The following is a 15,384-nucleotide window of genomic DNA, read 5'->3' on the forward strand; positions in this document are numbered from 1 at the left end:
GAGACAATAGCGAAACAGGACGTTAGAACACAGGAAAGACATGACCCAGTTACCCAAATTTACCGTCGCCCTTTTGCATCCCCGCTATTGGTTGACCTGGCTTGGCATTGGTTTTTTATGGCTTCTGGTGCAACTTCCCTACCCTGTTATTTTCTGGTTGGGTAAATCTCTGGGCCATATCGCGCAAAAGTTGATGAAGCGTCGTGCCACAATTGCGTACCGCAACCTTGAATTGTGCTTTCCGCAGATGAGCGAGTCAGAACGACATGACATGGTCTCGAAAAATTTCGAATCTGTCGGTATGGGGCTTATGGAAACCGGTATGGCGTGGTTTTGGCCGGACAAACGTATGGCGCGCTGGAGCGAAGTGACAGGAACCGGCATGGAGCCAGTGCATACGCTGCAGGCGAATCAGACAGGTGTCCTGCTGATTGGCGTGCATTTTCTGACGCTGGAAATCGGGGCGCGAATGTTTGGCATGCAGGCACCGGGTATTGGCGTTTATCGCCCCAACGATAACCCGGTCATCGATTTAATCCAGACCAACGGCCGTATGCGTTCCAACAAAAGCATGATTGACCGTAAAGATCTAAAGGGCATGATACGCGCGCTTAAATCAGGTGAAGTGGTCTGGTACGCCCCTGACCACGACTATGGTCCGCAATCCAGCGTATTTGTCCCCTTTTTTGCTGTTGAAGAAGCCGCCACAACAACCGGCACCTGGATGCTGGCGCGGATGTCCAAAGCCGCGATCGTGCCCTTTGTTCCCCGTCGTAAACCGGATGGGTCTGGTTACGAGCTGATTATGCTGGAACCTGAACTCGCGCCGCCGCTGGATGATGCAGAGACCACCGCTCGCTGGATGAACGGCGTTGTGGAGAAGTGCATCATGCTCGCGCCGGAACAGTATATGTGGTTGCACCGTCGCTTTAAAACGCGGCCACAGGGCACGCCTTCCCGGTATTAACTCGCATGCGGTCTTCATGGCCGCATGCTGTTTTAGCATTTAAAGCTCCTCCTCATTGCAGCAATCATAACCCAGGCGCATAATTAGCAGGCTTATTACTTCATGCCTCAGGTGTTCTGCACCTCATTATGCGGATTGTTATGTCACCCTCAGATGCCCCCATAAACTGGAAACGTAACCTCACAGTTGCATGGTTTGGTTGTTTTCTTACCGGTGCGGCGTTTAGCCTGGTCATGCCTTTCCTGCCTCTCTACGTCGAGCAACTGGGCGTAACGGGCCATAGCGCGCTCAATATGTGGTCTGGCCTGGTGTTCAGCGTCACGTTTCTCTTTTCCGCGATTGCCACACCCTTCTGGGGCGGCCTTGCCGACCGTAAGGGGCGTAAAATTATGCTGCTACGTTCGGCGCTGGGGATGGCCATCATCATGGCTTTGATGGGTATTGCGCAAAACGTCTGGCAGTTCCTGATTTTACGCGCATTACTGGGCTTGCTCGGTGGATTTATTCCCAATGCAAATGCCCTGATAGCCACCCAAATTCCGCGTCACAAGAGCGGCTGGGCAATGGGAACGCTTTCAACGGGTGGCGTGAGTGGTGCCTTGCTGGGGCCACTGGCCGGCGGATTGCTGGCGGATAATTACGGCTTGCGGCCCGTCTTTTTCATCACCGCCAGCGTGCTTTTCCTGTGCTTTGTCGTCACGTTGATCTGTATTCGGGAAAACTTCACGCCTGTCGCCAAAAAAGAGATGCTTCACGCAAGGGATGTTCTTACCTCACTGAAAAACCCCAGACTGGTGCTGAGCCTGTTCGTGACGACCCTGATTATTCAGGTAGCTACCGGTTCGATTGCCCCCATTCTGACGCTGTACGTTCGCGACCTGGCCGGTAACGTCAACAATGTTGCGTTCATCAGCGGGCTGATTGCTTCCGTTCCCGGCGTGGCGGCGCTCCTTAGCGCCCCGAGACTGGGCAAACTGGGGGACCGGGTGGGTCCGGAAAAGATCCTGATCTGCGCGCTGGTGATTTCCGTTCTGCTGCTTATCCCTATGTCGATGGTGCAATCCCCGTGGCAGCTGGGCGTTCTGCGCTTTTTGCTGGGCGCTGCCGACGGGGCGTTACTCCCCGCCGTTCAGACCCTGCTGGTCTACAACTCCACGAATCAGATAGCCGGGCGTATCTTTAGCTATAACCAGTCATTTCGTGACATCGGTAACGTAACCGGGCCGCTTATCGGGGCAGGCATTTCTGCAAGCTTCGGTTTTCGCGCCGTCTTTATCGTGACGGCGGGCGTGGTGCTGTTCAATGCAATTTACTCGTGGTTCAGTTTATCCCGTGCGTTACGACCGGTGGCTGAATAACACGAACGCCTGACAGCTTATTTTCGCATTCATACTTGCAGGATCTTATATTCAGCTATTATTTCCCTGAAACCTTCTGGAAAACAGGGAGACACCAATGACCATGTACGCCACGCTGGAAGAAGCTATTGATGCCGCTCGTGAAGAGTTCCTCGCCGATAACCCCGGCGTTGAAGAAGAAGATGCTGACGTGCAACAACTTAATATCCAAAAATACGTTCTGCAGGATGGGGATATTATGTGGCAGGCCGAATTCTTTGCCGATGAAGGGGAAGAAGGAGAATGTTTGCCGATATTAAGTGGTGAAGGTGCGCAGGCCGTTTTTGACGGCGACTATGATGAAATCGAACTGCGGCAGGAATGGCTGGAGGAGAACACCCTGCACGAGTGGGATGAGGGCGAGTTTCAGCTCGAGCCACCGCTGGATACGGAAGAGGGTCAAACCGCAGCTGATGAGTGGGACGAGCGTTAATTTACGCTATTCGTAAGGGCCGTGGCTGGCATCGATCGGCAGCAGCAGCGTGTCGAAAATCAGCGAAAACGGTAAATCAAGCACGGTAAGATAGCGCCACGCGGAATCACGAACATCCCATTTCACACCCGGGTAGTACTGATTACCGTGGCCCTGCCCTGGAATGGTGCGACTGATGATGCTGCCGCAGCCGCTAAGCAGGCATGCCATCATGACGACGATGATAATTTTCATCTCAAACCTCTAAAAAAATACCGGCGATTAAGCCGGTATTTTATTTGGCGGGTGGCGCTTCGCTACCCACTCTACTTAACAACTTACTTCGCCTTCAACGCCAGCGGGTTCAGTTTCAGTTCTTTATAGTAATTTACCCACGAAGAGTATCTCTCCGGAGCGGACCACACGCGGTAGTGAAGACGCGCCATCGTGACAGGGTCGCTCAACAGGACCAGACGGCGGTCGCGATTGAGTTTTTCCGGGGTCTCGTTCAGCGCCTGCTCAACGTGACGATCGCGGGCAATCTCCAGCACCTGGCTGGCACGGTGGCGCGCTGTCGCCATCGCCGTTGCCAGCGCGTTGAACGACGGGTTAAACACGGCGTGCATAAAACCATCATCCAGCGTGCGATTGCGGTTCTGCTCCAGATATTTGTCGGTATCGACCAGTACCTGCGGCGGGGAATACTCTTCCGGGATCAGGAACAGCTTCCAGCGTTTGGTTCGCAGGCCAACCGTTGAGCGGCTGGAGATGACCGATACAAACGGGGACAGAATCAAGGAGAATACAATCGGCGCCAGCCAGAACAGGAAGCGCAGATCCAGCCACGCCATCCCCGCCGCCCACACCAGGCCCAGCAGAAGTTGCGAGCCATGACGCATAAAGGCTTCACTCCACGGCGTCGAGTCGTCATCACGCTGCGGTGAATTCCAGACCACTTCCCAGCCCAGGAACGCACTGACCACAAACACGGTATGGAACAGCATACGCACCGGCGCCAGCAGTACGGAGAACAGCACTTCCAGCAGGAGTGAAAGGGTCACGCGACAGAAACCTCCGTACTCTTTCGAGCCTTTGCACCAGATCAGGATGATACTGAGCAGTTTAGGCAGGAACAGCAGCACCATGGTGGAAGCAAACAGCGCAATCGCCAGTTCCGGACGCCACTGCGGCCACACCGGGAACAGCTGGCGCGGTTGCAGGAAGTATTGCGGCTCAGTCAGGGCATGCACCACCTGCAGCGCAGTGGAGAGCGCAAGGAACATAAACCACAGCGGTGCGGAGAGATAAGACATCACGCCCGTCAGGAACACCGCACGGTGAACCGGGTGCATCCCTTTGACCAGGAACAGGCGGAAGTTCATCAGGTTACCATGACACCAGCGGCGGTCACGTTTAAGCTCATCCAGCAGGTTCGGCGGCAACTCTTCGTATGATCCCGGCAGGTCGTAGGCAATCCAGACGCCCCAGCCAGCACGACGCATCAGCGCCGCTTCTACGAAGTCATGCGACAGAATAGAGCCGGCAAACGAACCTTCACCCGGCAACGGTGCCAGCGCGCAGTGTTCAATGAACGGCTTCACGCGGATAATGGCGTTGTGACCCCAGTAGTGCGATTCACCCAACTGCCAGAAATGCAGACCCGCGGTAAACAGCGGCCCGTAAACACGGGTGGCGAACTGCTGACAGCGCGCATAGAGCGTGTCCATACCGGATGCTTTTGGCGATGACTGAATAATACCGGCGTTCGGGTTGGCTTCCATCAGACGCACCAGACCGCTCAGGCAGTCACCGCTCATGACGGAGTCAGCATCCAGCACCACCATATAGCTGTACTGGTTACCCCAGCGACGGCAGAAGTCATCAATGTTGCCGCTTTTACGCTTCACACGACGACGACGGCGGCGGTAGAAGATCTGGCCTTCGCCCTGCACTTCCGCAATCAGTTCCATCCAGGCTTTTTGCTCTGCAACGCAGATATCCGGGTTGTAGCTGTCGCTCAGGATGTAAACGTCGAAATGCTCCGCGTTTCCGGTCGCCTTAACGGACTCCCAGGTCGCACGCAGCCCCGCAAATACGCGGTCAACGTCTTCGTTACAGATAGGCATAATCAGCGCAGTACGGTGCTCAGGATTAAGGGGTTCATCCCCAACCGTTGACGCGGAAATGCTGTATTTGTCACGCCCCATCAGCAGCTGCAGGAAGCCCATCAGTGCGGTCCAGAAACCGGCCGATACCCAGCAGAACAGGACAGCGAACAGCAGGAGGATGCCGCTCTGAAGGATATACGGCAGCAACTGCATAAAGGAGACCCAGAGATCCTGGCCCATCATGTCAGTCGGGTTGATGAACGCCCAGCCCTGGTAAGGCAGAATGGTTTTCATATACCAGGTCGCGACAACCGTCTGTGCCAGCGTCAGAAGCAGCAGGATGTAACGACGGATTGTCCCCACGGTACGCCATTTCTGTTCAGAAGCCTGCTCTTCTTTCGTCAGGCGAGACAGATAGCGCGGCGTTACATCACGTCCACGCAGACGATCCCAGAAGCGGCCAACCGGGTTGGTACGCCACGGATCGGGGAACATCGAGGAACGCGTAGCCTTCGGCATTGCCTGAAGCTGATCGCGTCCTTCGTCGTCTTTAATCAACTGCCCTTCTGCCAGCGAGTCCGGCCATGCCTGCTCCAGACGAGCCTTAACTGACCCCAGCGGCGTATCATCATCCCGGGAAAACTGATGATGTTCACCATCCAGCGCGGTATGAACCGCGCGGATGTCGCTCTTAGGCAGTGCCGCTTTTTCGATATCCGTCAGCGGCATGGCATCAATATATTCAGATGTATTATTCATTGGCAGGTAGCTGGTAGCTCCAGGTTTCACTCAGCGGCTGATCGTCACTGACCAGCGCAGCACGCATTTCAGTGGTCTGCTTCGGATCTTTCACTTTCACACGCAGAGTCAGACGCCAGCCCTTCGTTATCGGGTTGTAACGCACGGTATTCTCAACGATTTCACCGTTATCCCCAATGCTGGCCTGAGCAGCAACGGCGGTATCCGGTGACAGTTTCTTCATATCCTGGCCTGTGAAGTCCACAACAAAGGCCACAGTGCCGTCAGGCTGACGGATAAGATTAGACTGTTTCACATCCCCCGTTGAGCGGCGAGTCTGCACAACATACGCGCTATCCGGCGCATGCAGCTTATCTTCGTCGCGGCTGAAGGTAATGGTGTACTTGAAGTTCATCTCTTTACCGGCTTCCGGCAGCTGATCCGGTGTCCAGTAAGCCACGATGTTATCGTTAGTTTCATCGTTGGTTGGAATTTCAACCAGCTCAACCTTCCCTTTACCCCAGTCACCTTTCGGCGTGACCCAGGCACTTGGACGCAGGTCATAGCGATCGTCGAGATCTTCAAAACGAGAGAACTGACGACCACGTTGCAGGAGACCAAAACCTTGCGGGTTTTCCATCGCAAAACTACTTACGGCCAGATGTTTCGGGTTATTCAGCGGACGCCAGATCCACTCACCGTTACCGGCATGAATAGACAGGCCATTGGAATCGTGCAGTTCCGGGCGGAAGTTCGTTGCTGGTGACGGCTGGTTTGGCCCAAACAGGAACATACTGGTCAGCGGTGCAACACCCAGTTTGCCCACTTTGTCACGCAGGTAAACTTTAGACTGCACGTCAACCACCGTGTCACGACCTGGCATAATCACAAAGCGATAAGCACCGGTTGCACGTGGGGAATCCAGCAGCGCGTAAATGGTCAGACGTTTGTCCGTTGGTTTTGGACGTTCAATCCAGAACTCGCGAAAACGTGGGAACTCTTCACCTGATGGCAGCGCGGTATCAATAGCCAGACCGCGCGCAGAAAGCCCGTACACCTGCCCCGCGCCGATCACGCGGAAGTAGCTGGCGCCAAGCATGCTGACGATTTCATCGTTTTTATCTTTGCTGTTGATCGGGTAAAGCACCTTGAAGCCTGCGAAGCCCAGGTCTTTCACCGTATCTTTGTCGTGTTGCACATCGCCGAAATTAAAATAATCCGGGCTGTACTTGATCTTACGTACAGCCGTTGCCGTCACTTCATTGATGGCAACAGGCGTGTCGAAGTACATACCCTGATGATAAAACTCAAGCTTGAACGGGGTCTTAATAGTGTTCCAGTACGCTTTGTCGTGATTGAACTGGATCTGCTGATAGTCCGCATACTTCATGTCGCGGAAAACGGAGGGCAAGTTACTTTTCGGCGCTTCGTAGCTCTTGCCTGCCATCGATTTTGCCTGTTTTGCGACATCATCGATGTTAAAGGCCAGTGCCGATGAGGTATACAGTGATAACACGACTGCAGCACCTAACCAACGCATTTTCATCATCTGTGGTTTATGTTTCATAATAAGTAAGCACTTCCCCCTTTGTGTGCTTATATCGATCCGATCCATTTTAATGGAAACTCAGGCAATCCGACAACATTATCACTGCTTTGTTCAGCTGCTGGCTCATGGATTAAGCAAATGAAAGAACCCGCGATTCACTTTACGTGCTTATCCTGGAGACAGGGTGTCGGTCTTGGTGTAGGGTTGGCTTCGAATGTAACCATTATGAGTCTTAGGGATAAGACGAAAAGTCTGAGAATGCACAAAGTTATATGAGCTCAACACCAACAGAACGTGAATATTTCCTCGACTCGATCCGGGCATGGCTGATGCTATTGGGGATCCCCTTTCACATTTCACTGATTTACTCCAGCCACACCTGGCATGTTAATAGCCAGATGCCCTCCTGGTGGCTGACGCTGTTTAATGACTTTATTCACGCCTTCCGTATGCAGGTGTTTTTTGTCATATCCGGCTATTTCTCTTACATGCTGTTTCTACGTTACCCGCTCAAACGCTGGTGGAAAGTGCGCGTGGAACGCGTAGGTATCCCGATGTTGACCGCCATTCCGCTGTTGACGCTGCCGCAGTTCATTATGTTGCAATACGTCAAAGGCAAGGCGGAGAACTGGCCGAATCTTTCATTGTATGAAAAGTACAACACGCTGGTCTGGGAGCTGGTGTCCCATCTGTGGTTCCTGCTGGTTCTGGTAGTGCTTACGACGGTCAGTGTGTTGATTTTTAGCCGCCTGCGCCACCATTTGAGTTATAAAGCCGATACCTTTTTCGCCAATATTACGATGGGCAAACTGACGGTGCTCTTTTTGCTGTTAGGGGTCGCCTATGCCGCCCTGAGACGTACCCTGTTTATCGTCTATCCGCCGATTTTAAGCGATGGGTTATTTAATTTCGTGGTGATGCAGTCGCTGTTCTACATTCCGTTCTTTTTAATCGGCGCGCTGGCATTTATTCATCCAAAACTTAAATCACTGTTTACCACTCCATCGCCATGGTGCGCGCTGGGGGCTACACTCGCGTTTGCGGCTTATCTGCTGAATCAGCGCTACGGAAGCGGCGACGCCTGGATGTATGAAACGGAAAGTGTGATCACCATGCTGCTGGGCTTGTGGATGGTCAATGTGGTATTCGCGCTCGGCCACCGCCTGCTGAACTTTAAGTCCACTCGCGTGACTTACTTCGTTAATGCATCGCTGTTTATTTATCTTGTGCATCATCCCCTGACGCTGTTTTTCGGGGCTTACATCACGCCGCATATTACATCCAACACGCTGGGTTTCTTTACCGGACTGGTGTTTGTCGTCGGTGTTGCCATCGTACTCTATGAGATTCATTTGCGGATCCCACTTCTGCGTTTTCTCTTTTCAGGAAAACCACCCGCGAAAGCGTCATAAACAACGGCGGCGCACTCAGTGCGCCGCCGTTGTTTCAGGCTTCTGATTCCTGCCCACGCTGGGTCAGAAGCCGTTGATAAAGATGGGTGGTTTCTTCGTCAAAACAGACAAAGATAACCTTTTCAGGCATCGGTTTGAGCGACAGATAACGGTAAACCGTTTCTACGGCGATAGTCGCTGCAGCCGCTTTCGGATAGCCATATACGCCGGTACTGATGGCCGGGAATGCCATCGTTTTATAGCCATTATCGGCAGCCAGTCGCAAACAGTTTCGGTATGCCTCCTCCAGAAGACTCGCTTCATGCTGGTCACCACCGTGCCAGACGGGACCTACAGCATGAATAACCGCTTTGGCAGAAAGATTCCCTGCAAGCGTAATCACCGCATGACCAGGAGGGCATTCTCCCTGCTGTTGACGCACGACTTTGCAGGCCTCCAGCAACTGCGGTCCCGCAGCCCGGTGGATAGCACCGTCCACACCACCTCCCCCCATCAAAGATGGATTGGCCGCATTGACGATAACGTCGACGTGCATGGTCGTAATATCGCCATGAATGATTTCAATTTGCGGTTTCATAAAGCCCCTCTGCAACCCGCCTTTTTCTTAAGTGTATCGCAGAGGAGCCAGGGAGAAAAAACTATCAGACAACATCCTCTTCCGCCGCGGAGCGGAAGAGTGAATTAGCGATACTGGATCTGGACAATCGCGAGCGTTTTTTCAGGATTAAGGTATTTCATGCTGAGAGTGGCGAGGCTGGAATCGGTCACCGTGCCATTAAGCGCCTCTTCATAACTGACCATTCGCGTTTGCATACGGTTATTATCCGGGCATGACATGGCAAACTGTCGCTGTTGCGGCGTGACTTCACAGGGGTCTGCAACAATGGCACCACGAAAATGAATTACCCCACCATTTGCAAGGGTGGCTGAATAAGCGGGGAGAATGAAAGCAGAAGCCATCAAACCCAAGCCTGTAGCAAGCTGAGCTAAATATTTGGTCATTATATGCACTCCTCAATGAGAATCGTCCTTGAGGGGTAAACGCGCTTCATTAAGGCAAACGAAGGCTCGCGTTACGGAACATCACTACTCAGTTCCTGATATCAGCATAGCTCAACGCCGCTGGCCCGCCACATTCATAACATATTGATTTAATGAATAATTATAAACTCTTTTCCGCCGGCGACCATTGTTGTGATAAATGAAGCGACTTTCCATCAGTAATGGTGACAACGATTTTTACCGTATCCCCCGCGTCAATATTTAAACTCAACCGCATTAAATCAATCGTCTGATTAGCGGGTATAAAAAGTGTATTTTGCTGTCGCGAAGAGCTTTGCCCGCCCTGCCCTTCCCGCACAGAGACAATCTGGACCTGGCAATCGCACGGCTCCGTCAGAGTAACCTGCGGAATAATGGTGGTCATATTTTCCTGCTGTGACGTTTTAAACGTGATTTGGCTGGAAAGCGCGGCGAGGAGAATTAAGGTATTCATGATGAACTCCCGAAAAAAAACAGGGCAGATGCCCTGTTTTTTTGTAGCACAGATTTCAGTATCAGTACTGATGAGCTGTCGCGTGGTTACCAAAACCAATCTGGGTAACGTTGACAGTTGAGTTAGAAGCAGTCTGGTCGACCAATGCACCGTTAAGGCCACCGTACTGGCTAACATTCATAGTAGAATTTTTACTGTTCCACTGATCAAGTGTTGCACTGTTGCCGAAACCGTTCTGGGTCAGGTTAATTTTACTGTCATCAGACCCCTGACCAACATCAGCACCGTTACCGCCACCGGTCTGGCTAATATTCAGAACTGAATTTCTGGCATCTGTCTGCAATGCTACAGCAGAGTTACCGCCACCGTTCTGGTAAATATTCAGGGTTGAATTTGGACCACCGTATCCGCCATGGCCATGACCCCATTCGCCCTGATCAATCAGACCAGCCATTGCACTACCAGAAACTACGATTGCTGCGAGTGCTGCCACTTTGATAAATTTCATGGTAAACCCCCATCGGATTGATTAAAGTCGTCGCGAAATAGTTAGCGCTGGATGACGCTAATTGCCATTTGCGACTGTTTCTGCACTACAACTGCGGTTTTCTGTGTACCGTACTGCGTAATATTTGCTCTGTTACCCGACCCTTGCTGGATAATTTTCGCACTATTACCATATCCATCTTGCGTAATACCTGCATCGTTCCCGTTGCCGCTTTGATCGATCCAGGCAATATTGTAACTCCCTGATTGATCAACTCTCGCTCTGTTACCTGCCCCATCCTGGGAAACTATTGATAATAGTTTTGAACCGTCCTGGTTGACCTGAGCATCATTAAGAATGCCCCGTTGACCAATAATGGCTGCCTGATTTAAAGATGAAAGACTTAATTCGTTAACCGCGAAATTATATTCAGCATTCGCCATATCTGAATTAGCCGCGGTTACAAATCCAGGCGCACCCAGCAATGTAAACATCATAAATAACGATATGTTTTTCATGTTGTCACCCTGGACCTGGCTATTTAAGAACTCCATAACCATGTAACAATGATATTGTTAAAACGACTCGTGATGTGTTAACGCGTCGTTACGGTGAAGAGTATGTCCGCTGAAACATTTTAAATATCTCACCCACGCGGCTTATTTTTATTTGTCGGGTCACCACAAAGTCGTAATTTAAGGAAAAAATTGCTTTAAACAGGACAGCTTATTTTTTTATTAAACATTTCTTCTCGCCAGCTTGTACAACATCGCGAGGGCTGTCCACGCTTCATCCCGCCTTGTTTAAACGGAACGGCAGGATGCCATTTTTCTCATCTCGTGACACGAGGCGTGTTTTCTTAAGACAGAAACATCGTCATTCCATGACTTAGAAAAAATCGGCATCTCATACCTCTCAACAATCATTAAAAAATAACAAATAAACAATAAAATCAATTAATTATAAATATTTGTATGATTTTTAAAATCTGTGCACACATATTTGCATGTACAACTTTATTATCAAAATGCGGCATTCAATACCGCCAAATATCACAAATTAATATTGATTTTTACATTTAGTTACATGATTAACACTTGCTTTAAACTTCGTAAAAGCTAGATTGAAATTAGATGTACGAAATTGGTTTTATATTTACCTCCCTGTGGAGGTTATGGTCTGATTCTACACACAGCAGTGCAACATCTGTCAGTACTTCTGGTGTCCTCTTTTTACAGGAGGACAGCTGCCAGGTGCCAAAAAAAAGTGGGGTTTCATCATGTATAATGAAGTCCATAGTTTACATGGTCATACATTACTGTTGATCACAAAACCTTCTTTGCAAGCGACAGCTTTATTACAACATTTAAAGCAATCTTTATCACTGAGCGGGAAATTGCATAATATTCAACGTTCTTTCGATGATATTGCACCTGGCAGCATTATTCTTCTCGATATGATGGAAGCTGATAAAAAGCTTATCCATTACTGGCAGGATATTTTAAGCAGGAAAAACAATAATATCCGCGTGCTATTGTTGAATACGCCTGATGAGTATCCTTTCAGAGATATTGAAAGCTGGCCGCATATCAATGGCGTGTTCTACGTCACGGAAGAAGAGGACCGGGTAGTAGAGGGGCTGCAAGGTATATTGCGCGGAGAGTGTTATTTTTCGCAAAAACTTGCCAGCTACCTCATCACACACTCCGGAAATTATCGCTATAACAGTTCAGAGTCAGCACTGCTAACGCACCGTGAGAAAGAGATCCTGAACAAGTTACGCATTGGTGCTTCAAATATTGAAATCGCCCGTTCGTTATTTATCAGCGAAAATACGGTAAAGACGCACCTTTATAATCTTTTCAAGAAGATAGCTGTGAAAAACCGAACTCAGGCGGTTTCGTGGGCAAACGATAACCTCAGGCGTTAATCACATGAAGCGCACGTTGAGTTGGATCGCCGCAGCGAGTTTCCTGCTCGCAGCCGGGAATCTGCAGGCCGTCGAGGTCGAAGTTCCCGGATTGTTAACAGACCACACTGTCTCATCGATCGGGCACAGTTTTTACCGTGCCTTCAGTGATAAATGGGACAGCACATACACTGGAAATATAACAATCAACGAGCGGCCCAGTGCACGATGGGGAAGCTGGATAACAATAACGGCTAATCAGTCCGTTATTTATCAAACGTTTTTATTCCCGACCAAAATGGATTTCGACAAAAACGTATCCTTAGCACTGGCACAATCAGAAGACGCTATTAATCGCCTGCAAATAGATAAAGCCCTATTAAGCACCAGCGATTTAGCAAAAGACGAGTTCTAACGAACCGATATGCGGAGGCTGTCATGCGTATTGCATATGCAGTTGTTTCGATAATGCTGATCACCCCCATAAGTTGGGCCGGGAACATGACGTTCCAGTTCCGTAACCCTAACTTTGGCGGTAACCCTAACAACGGCGCGTTCCTGCTGAATGAAGCTCAGGCGCAAAACTCCTATAAAGATCCCAGCTTAAAGAATTTTAGCGTTGATACCCCGTCTGCTCTGGACAACTTCACACAGGCTATTCAGTCGCAGATTTTAGGTGGGTTACTGACCAACATTAATACCGGTAAACCTGGTCGAATGGTCACCAACGACTTTATTGTCGATATTGCCAACACGGACGGACAGCTCCAGTTGAATGTTACCGATCGTAAAACTGGAAAAACATCAACAATCCAGGTTTCCGGTTTACAAAGTAATTCAACTAATTTTTAAACAACAGCTAAATAAGGACAATGATCATGCAGCGCTTCCTGATATTTGTTGCAGTGTGCTTATTGAGCGGTTGTTTAACTGCTCCACCTAAAGAAGCTGCAAAACCTACTTTAATGCCTCGGGCCCAAAGTTATCGTGATTTAACACATTTACCGTCACCAACCGGTAAGATATTTGTCTCTGTTTACAACATTCAGGATGAAACCGGGCAATTTAAACCTTACCCGGCAAGTAACTTCTCCACGGCGGTGCCGCAAAGCGCCACTGCCATGCTGGTTACCGCACTCAAGGATTCACACTGGTTTATTCCTCTGGAACGCCAGGGGCTACAGAACCTGTTGAATGAGCGAAAAATTATTCGTGCAGCACAGGAAAATGGCACCGTCGCGGACAATAACCGGACGCCTCTGCAATCTCTGGCAGCCGCGAATGTCATGATTGAAGGTTCGATTATCGGTTACGAAAGTAACGTTAAATCGGGTGGTGTAGGAGCACGTTACTTCGGTATCGGCGCTGATACCCAGTATCAGCTCGACCAAATCGCCGTTAACCTGCGTGTGGTTAACGTCAGTACGGGCGAAGTGCTCTCCTCGGTGAACACCAGCAAAACCATTCTGTCTTATGAAGTGCAGGCTGGGGTATTCCGCTTCATCGACTACCAGCGTTTGCTTGAGGGTGAAATTGGTTACACCTCTAACGAACCGGTCATGATGTGCCTGATGTCTGCCATTGAAACCGGCGTTATCTTCTTAATTAACGATGGTATCGATCGCGGGTTGTGGGATTTGCAAAACAAAGCAGACGTGCAGAACCCGATACTGGTGAAATACCGCGATATGTCAGTTCCTCCGGAATCCTGACAGGAAGCGCATAAAAAAGGCGAGATGATTATCTCGCCTTTTTTTATTCACTCACCGCAGTGATGCTTTGCGCTTTTTCCCGCCGCGCCGCCAGCCAAAGACCGCTGTTCTTCATGGCGTAGCCAAACAGCAACCCCAGCGCCAGCGAGGGGACAACCAGTTTCCAGTCACCCTGCCCTGCAAAGGTCGCACACGCCCCCATAAAAGTTCCCGGCACGAACGAAAGCAACAGATGTTTTGCCTGGATGCACATCAAAAAAGCAACCACGCCCGTCATGACATACCCCAGCATCTCCAGATGCGGGGCCAGCGCGCTGCCTTTCATAATCACCAGTGCCCAGATAACACCGCTCATCAGGGTGCAGCCTGAAATAAAGAGACCTTTAACACCCCCCTGCGGGCAGGCGAAATAGGCCGTGCAGCCAAGAAACCCAGCCCAGCTGAGCAGCCCGAGAGACACGGCTACCCATCCCCAAAGCCCGGAGAGAATACCAGTGGTTAATGCGATACAAAGTAATATGTTCATGGTGCGCATCTTAGCAGAAGCGCACCATAGAAATGAGATCACTAGCACATTACGTGTAAGTTGAAATGTATAGTTGCATAGTTAATGTGATCTAAATCACTCTTCGTATTCTTCTTCCAGCTCATCCCACATTGCCGCGATGGCGTCTCGAGTCAGCGGAGCCAGCGTTCTCCAGAATGGCGAAGTCGCATGTGCTTCGACTTTGCCAAGGAACGTTCCGACCCATGGCAACAGATACGTTTCGAACAAGGTTTCGATAGCTTCATTCTCATCATCACCTGCGTTGTCTTCGATCCAGGATGCAGCCAACAGCAGCGTACCAATATGGTCGGCTGGTGTATCGCTCAACGGCATACCGCGAGTGGAGAGGAAAGCACGGACTTCCGCTTCTGTCGCCCCTTCCTGCCAGGCAGAACGGTATGGCGAAACGCGGCATTCATCACCCACGAACAGCGCATTGTAGTCGGTCGCTACCTGCTGCATATCGCAGCTTTTTTGCAGACGCTCCAGTAACTCATCCTGTTCCAGCGGCCAGTTCTGCGCCAGTTTACCTTCACGAATTAACGTAAAGAGTGGAACCAACAGCGGGTCTTGCGGCTGGCGATAATAGAGCGTACCCAGCACGCGACAAAGGATGGAGAACTCGTTCATTTTTATTATTCCATTACACAA

General features: G+C 50.5%; 18 protein-coding genes. 8 read left to right on the forward strand and 10 right to left on the reverse strand.

Features of this window, described 5'->3' with window-relative positions:
- Nucleotides 1-40: 40 nt before the first annotated feature.
- The 3 genes from AC0XWG_RS21680 (at nucleotide 41) to AC0XWG_RS21690 (ending at nucleotide 2,797) form a co-directional block, all read left to right on the forward strand.
- Complete coding sequence (locus AC0XWG_RS21680; protein ID WP_208594646.1) at nucleotides 41-967, forward strand: Kdo(2)-lipid IV(A) acyltransferase; 927 nt, start codon at nucleotides 41-43, stop codon at nucleotides 965-967.
- Between the two features lie 140 nt (nucleotides 968-1,107).
- Nucleotides 1,108-2,325, forward strand: a complete 1,218-nt coding sequence (gene mdtG / locus AC0XWG_RS21685; protein ID WP_475681045.1) for a multidrug efflux MFS transporter MdtG — start codon at nucleotides 1,108-1,110, stop codon at nucleotides 2,323-2,325.
- Between the two features lie 97 nt (nucleotides 2,326-2,422).
- Nucleotides 2,423-2,797, forward strand: a complete 375-nt coding sequence (locus AC0XWG_RS21690; protein WP_023311118.1) for a MysB family protein — start codon at nucleotides 2,423-2,425, stop codon at nucleotides 2,795-2,797.
- A gap of 6 nt (nucleotides 2,798-2,803) precedes the next feature.
- On the opposite strand, the gene AC0XWG_RS21695 is transcribed toward AC0XWG_RS21690, so the two are convergent.
- The 3 genes from AC0XWG_RS21695 to mdoG all read right to left on the reverse strand — a co-directional run bounded on the left by AC0XWG_RS21695 (nucleotide 2,804) and on the right by mdoG (nucleotide 7,189).
- Nucleotides 2,804-3,031 carry a YceK/YidQ family lipoprotein gene (locus AC0XWG_RS21695; RefSeq protein ID WP_013097162.1) on the reverse strand — a complete coding sequence of 76 codons (228 nt, stop codon included), beginning with the start codon at nucleotides 3,029-3,031 and terminating at the stop codon, nucleotides 2,804-2,806.
- Between the two features lie 83 nt (nucleotides 3,032-3,114).
- Nucleotides 3,115-5,643, reverse strand: a complete 2,529-nt coding sequence (mdoH, locus tag AC0XWG_RS21700) for a glucans biosynthesis glucosyltransferase MdoH (protein WP_028019082.1) — start codon at nucleotides 5,641-5,643, stop codon at nucleotides 3,115-3,117.
- Nucleotides 5,636-7,189, reverse strand: a complete 1,554-nt coding sequence (gene mdoG, locus AC0XWG_RS21705) for a glucans biosynthesis protein MdoG (protein ID WP_028019083.1) — start codon at nucleotides 7,187-7,189, stop codon at nucleotides 5,636-5,638. Before mdoG ends, mdoH begins: the two co-directional genes overlap by 8 nt.
- A gap of 254 nt (nucleotides 7,190-7,443) precedes the next feature.
- Between mdoG and mdoC the strand changes: the two genes are divergently transcribed.
- Nucleotides 7,444-8,583, forward strand: a complete 1,140-nt coding sequence (gene mdoC / locus AC0XWG_RS21710) for a glucans biosynthesis protein MdoC (protein ID WP_108090235.1) — start codon at nucleotides 7,444-7,446, stop codon at nucleotides 8,581-8,583.
- 34 nt (nucleotides 8,584-8,617) lie between these two features.
- On the opposite strand, the gene ymdB is transcribed toward mdoC, so the two are convergent.
- The 5 genes from ymdB to csgB all read right to left on the reverse strand — a co-directional run bounded on the left by ymdB (nucleotide 8,618) and on the right by csgB (nucleotide 11,083).
- On the reverse strand, nucleotides 8,618-9,160 hold the full coding sequence (gene ymdB, locus AC0XWG_RS21715; protein ID WP_028019085.1) for an O-acetyl-ADP-ribose deacetylase: 543 nt from the start codon (nucleotides 9,158-9,160) through the stop codon (nucleotides 8,618-8,620).
- Nucleotides 9,161-9,264: 104 nt separating this feature from the next.
- Nucleotides 9,265-9,585 carry a type 1 fimbrial protein gene (locus tag AC0XWG_RS21720; RefSeq protein WP_049007910.1) on the reverse strand — a complete coding sequence of 107 codons (321 nt, stop codon included), beginning with the start codon at nucleotides 9,583-9,585 and terminating at the stop codon, nucleotides 9,265-9,267.
- Nucleotides 9,586-9,745: 160 nt separating this feature from the next.
- A complete protein-coding gene (gene csgC, locus AC0XWG_RS21725; RefSeq protein ID WP_128348393.1) occupies nucleotides 9,746-10,078 on the reverse strand; it encodes a curli assembly chaperone CsgC in 333 nt (110 codons plus the stop codon).
- A gap of 61 nt (nucleotides 10,079-10,139) precedes the next feature.
- Nucleotides 10,140-10,586: a curli major subunit CsgA gene (gene csgA, locus AC0XWG_RS21730; RefSeq protein WP_049007911.1), complete on the reverse strand. Its 447-nt coding sequence runs from the start codon at nucleotides 10,584-10,586 to the stop codon at nucleotides 10,140-10,142.
- Nucleotides 10,587-10,627: 41 nt separating this feature from the next.
- Nucleotides 10,628-11,083: a curli minor subunit CsgB gene (gene csgB, locus AC0XWG_RS21735; RefSeq protein ID WP_128348392.1), complete on the reverse strand. Its 456-nt coding sequence runs from the start codon at nucleotides 11,081-11,083 to the stop codon at nucleotides 10,628-10,630.
- Between the two features lie 761 nt (nucleotides 11,084-11,844).
- Between csgB and csgD the strand changes: the two genes are divergently transcribed.
- From csgD to csgG, 4 genes are read left to right on the forward strand one after another with little or no spacing between them, the layout of a single operon-like run.
- Nucleotides 11,845-12,495, forward strand: coding sequence for a biofilm master transcriptional regulator CsgD (gene csgD / locus AC0XWG_RS21740; protein WP_028019090.1), 651 nt, complete (start codon nucleotides 11,845-11,847; stop codon nucleotides 12,493-12,495).
- Between the two features lie 4 nt (nucleotides 12,496-12,499).
- Nucleotides 12,500-12,889: a curli production assembly/transport protein CsgE gene (gene csgE, locus AC0XWG_RS21745; protein ID WP_049007573.1), complete on the forward strand. Its 390-nt coding sequence runs from the start codon at nucleotides 12,500-12,502 to the stop codon at nucleotides 12,887-12,889.
- A 23-nt stretch (nucleotides 12,890-12,912) separates the two neighbouring features.
- A complete protein-coding gene (csgF, locus tag AC0XWG_RS21750; protein ID WP_049007574.1) occupies nucleotides 12,913-13,326 on the forward strand; it encodes a curli production assembly/transport protein CsgF in 414 nt (137 codons plus the stop codon).
- A gap of 26 nt (nucleotides 13,327-13,352) precedes the next feature.
- The gene (gene csgG, locus AC0XWG_RS21755) at nucleotides 13,353-14,186 is read left to right on the forward strand and encodes a curli production assembly/transport protein CsgG (protein ID WP_028019093.1); all 834 of its coding nucleotides are present in this window, start codon (nucleotides 13,353-13,355) and stop codon (nucleotides 14,184-14,186) included.
- A 43-nt stretch (nucleotides 14,187-14,229) separates the two neighbouring features.
- Here the strand turns inward: csgG and AC0XWG_RS21760 are convergent, their stop codons facing one another.
- Complete coding sequence (locus tag AC0XWG_RS21760; protein ID WP_075204560.1) at nucleotides 14,230-14,712, reverse strand: DUF1097 domain-containing protein; 483 nt, start codon at nucleotides 14,710-14,712, stop codon at nucleotides 14,230-14,232.
- 96 nt (nucleotides 14,713-14,808) lie between these two features.
- A complete protein-coding gene (locus AC0XWG_RS21765) occupies nucleotides 14,809-15,363 on the reverse strand; it encodes a TorD/DmsD family molecular chaperone (protein ID WP_128348391.1) in 555 nt (184 codons plus the stop codon).
- Between the last annotated feature and the right edge of the window lie 21 nt (nucleotides 15,364-15,384).

Source organism: Enterobacter sp. DVT3837 (genome assembly GCF_056238685.1).

Coding starts and splice junctions, on each gene's coding strand:
- AC0XWG_RS21680 (WP_208594646.1), top strand. CDS start 41: ATGACCCAGTTACCCAAATTTACCGTCGCCCTTTTGCATCCCCGCTAT.
- mdtG (WP_475681045.1), top strand. CDS start 1,108: ATGTCACCCTCAGATGCCCCCATAAACTGGAAACGTAACCTCACAGTT.
- AC0XWG_RS21690 (WP_023311118.1), top strand. CDS start 2,423: ATGACCATGTACGCCACGCTGGAAGAAGCTATTGATGCCGCTCGTGAA.
- AC0XWG_RS21695 (WP_013097162.1), bottom strand. CDS start 3,031: ATGAAAATTATCATCGTCGTCATGATGGCATGCCTGCTTAGCGGCTGC.
- mdoH (WP_028019082.1), bottom strand. CDS start 5,643: ATGAATAATACATCTGAATATATTGATGCCATGCCGCTGACGGATATC.
- mdoG (WP_028019083.1), bottom strand. CDS start 7,189: ATGAAACATAAACCACAGATGATGAAAATGCGTTGGTTAGGTGCTGCA.
- mdoC (WP_108090235.1), top strand. CDS start 7,444: ATGAGCTCAACACCAACAGAACGTGAATATTTCCTCGACTCGATCCGG.
- ymdB (WP_028019085.1), bottom strand. CDS start 9,160: ATGAAACCGCAAATTGAAATCATTCATGGCGATATTACGACCATGCAC.
- AC0XWG_RS21720 (WP_049007910.1), bottom strand. CDS start 9,585: ATGACCAAATATTTAGCTCAGCTTGCTACAGGCTTGGGTTTGATGGCT.
- csgC (WP_128348393.1), bottom strand. CDS start 10,078: ATGAATACCTTAATTCTCCTCGCCGCGCTTTCCAGCCAAATCACGTTT.
- csgA (WP_049007911.1), bottom strand. CDS start 10,586: ATGAAATTTATCAAAGTGGCAGCACTCGCAGCAATCGTAGTTTCTGGT.
- csgB (WP_128348392.1), bottom strand. CDS start 11,083: ATGAAAAACATATCGTTATTTATGATGTTTACATTGCTGGGTGCGCCT.
- csgD (WP_028019090.1), top strand. CDS start 11,845: ATGTATAATGAAGTCCATAGTTTACATGGTCATACATTACTGTTGATC.
- csgE (WP_049007573.1), top strand. CDS start 12,500: ATGAAGCGCACGTTGAGTTGGATCGCCGCAGCGAGTTTCCTGCTCGCA.
- csgF (WP_049007574.1), top strand. CDS start 12,913: ATGCGTATTGCATATGCAGTTGTTTCGATAATGCTGATCACCCCCATA.
- csgG (WP_028019093.1), top strand. CDS start 13,353: ATGCAGCGCTTCCTGATATTTGTTGCAGTGTGCTTATTGAGCGGTTGT.
- AC0XWG_RS21760 (WP_075204560.1), bottom strand. CDS start 14,712: ATGAACATATTACTTTGTATCGCATTAACCACTGGTATTCTCTCCGGG.
- AC0XWG_RS21765 (WP_128348391.1), bottom strand. CDS start 15,363: ATGAACGAGTTCTCCATCCTTTGTCGCGTGCTGGGTACGCTCTATTAT.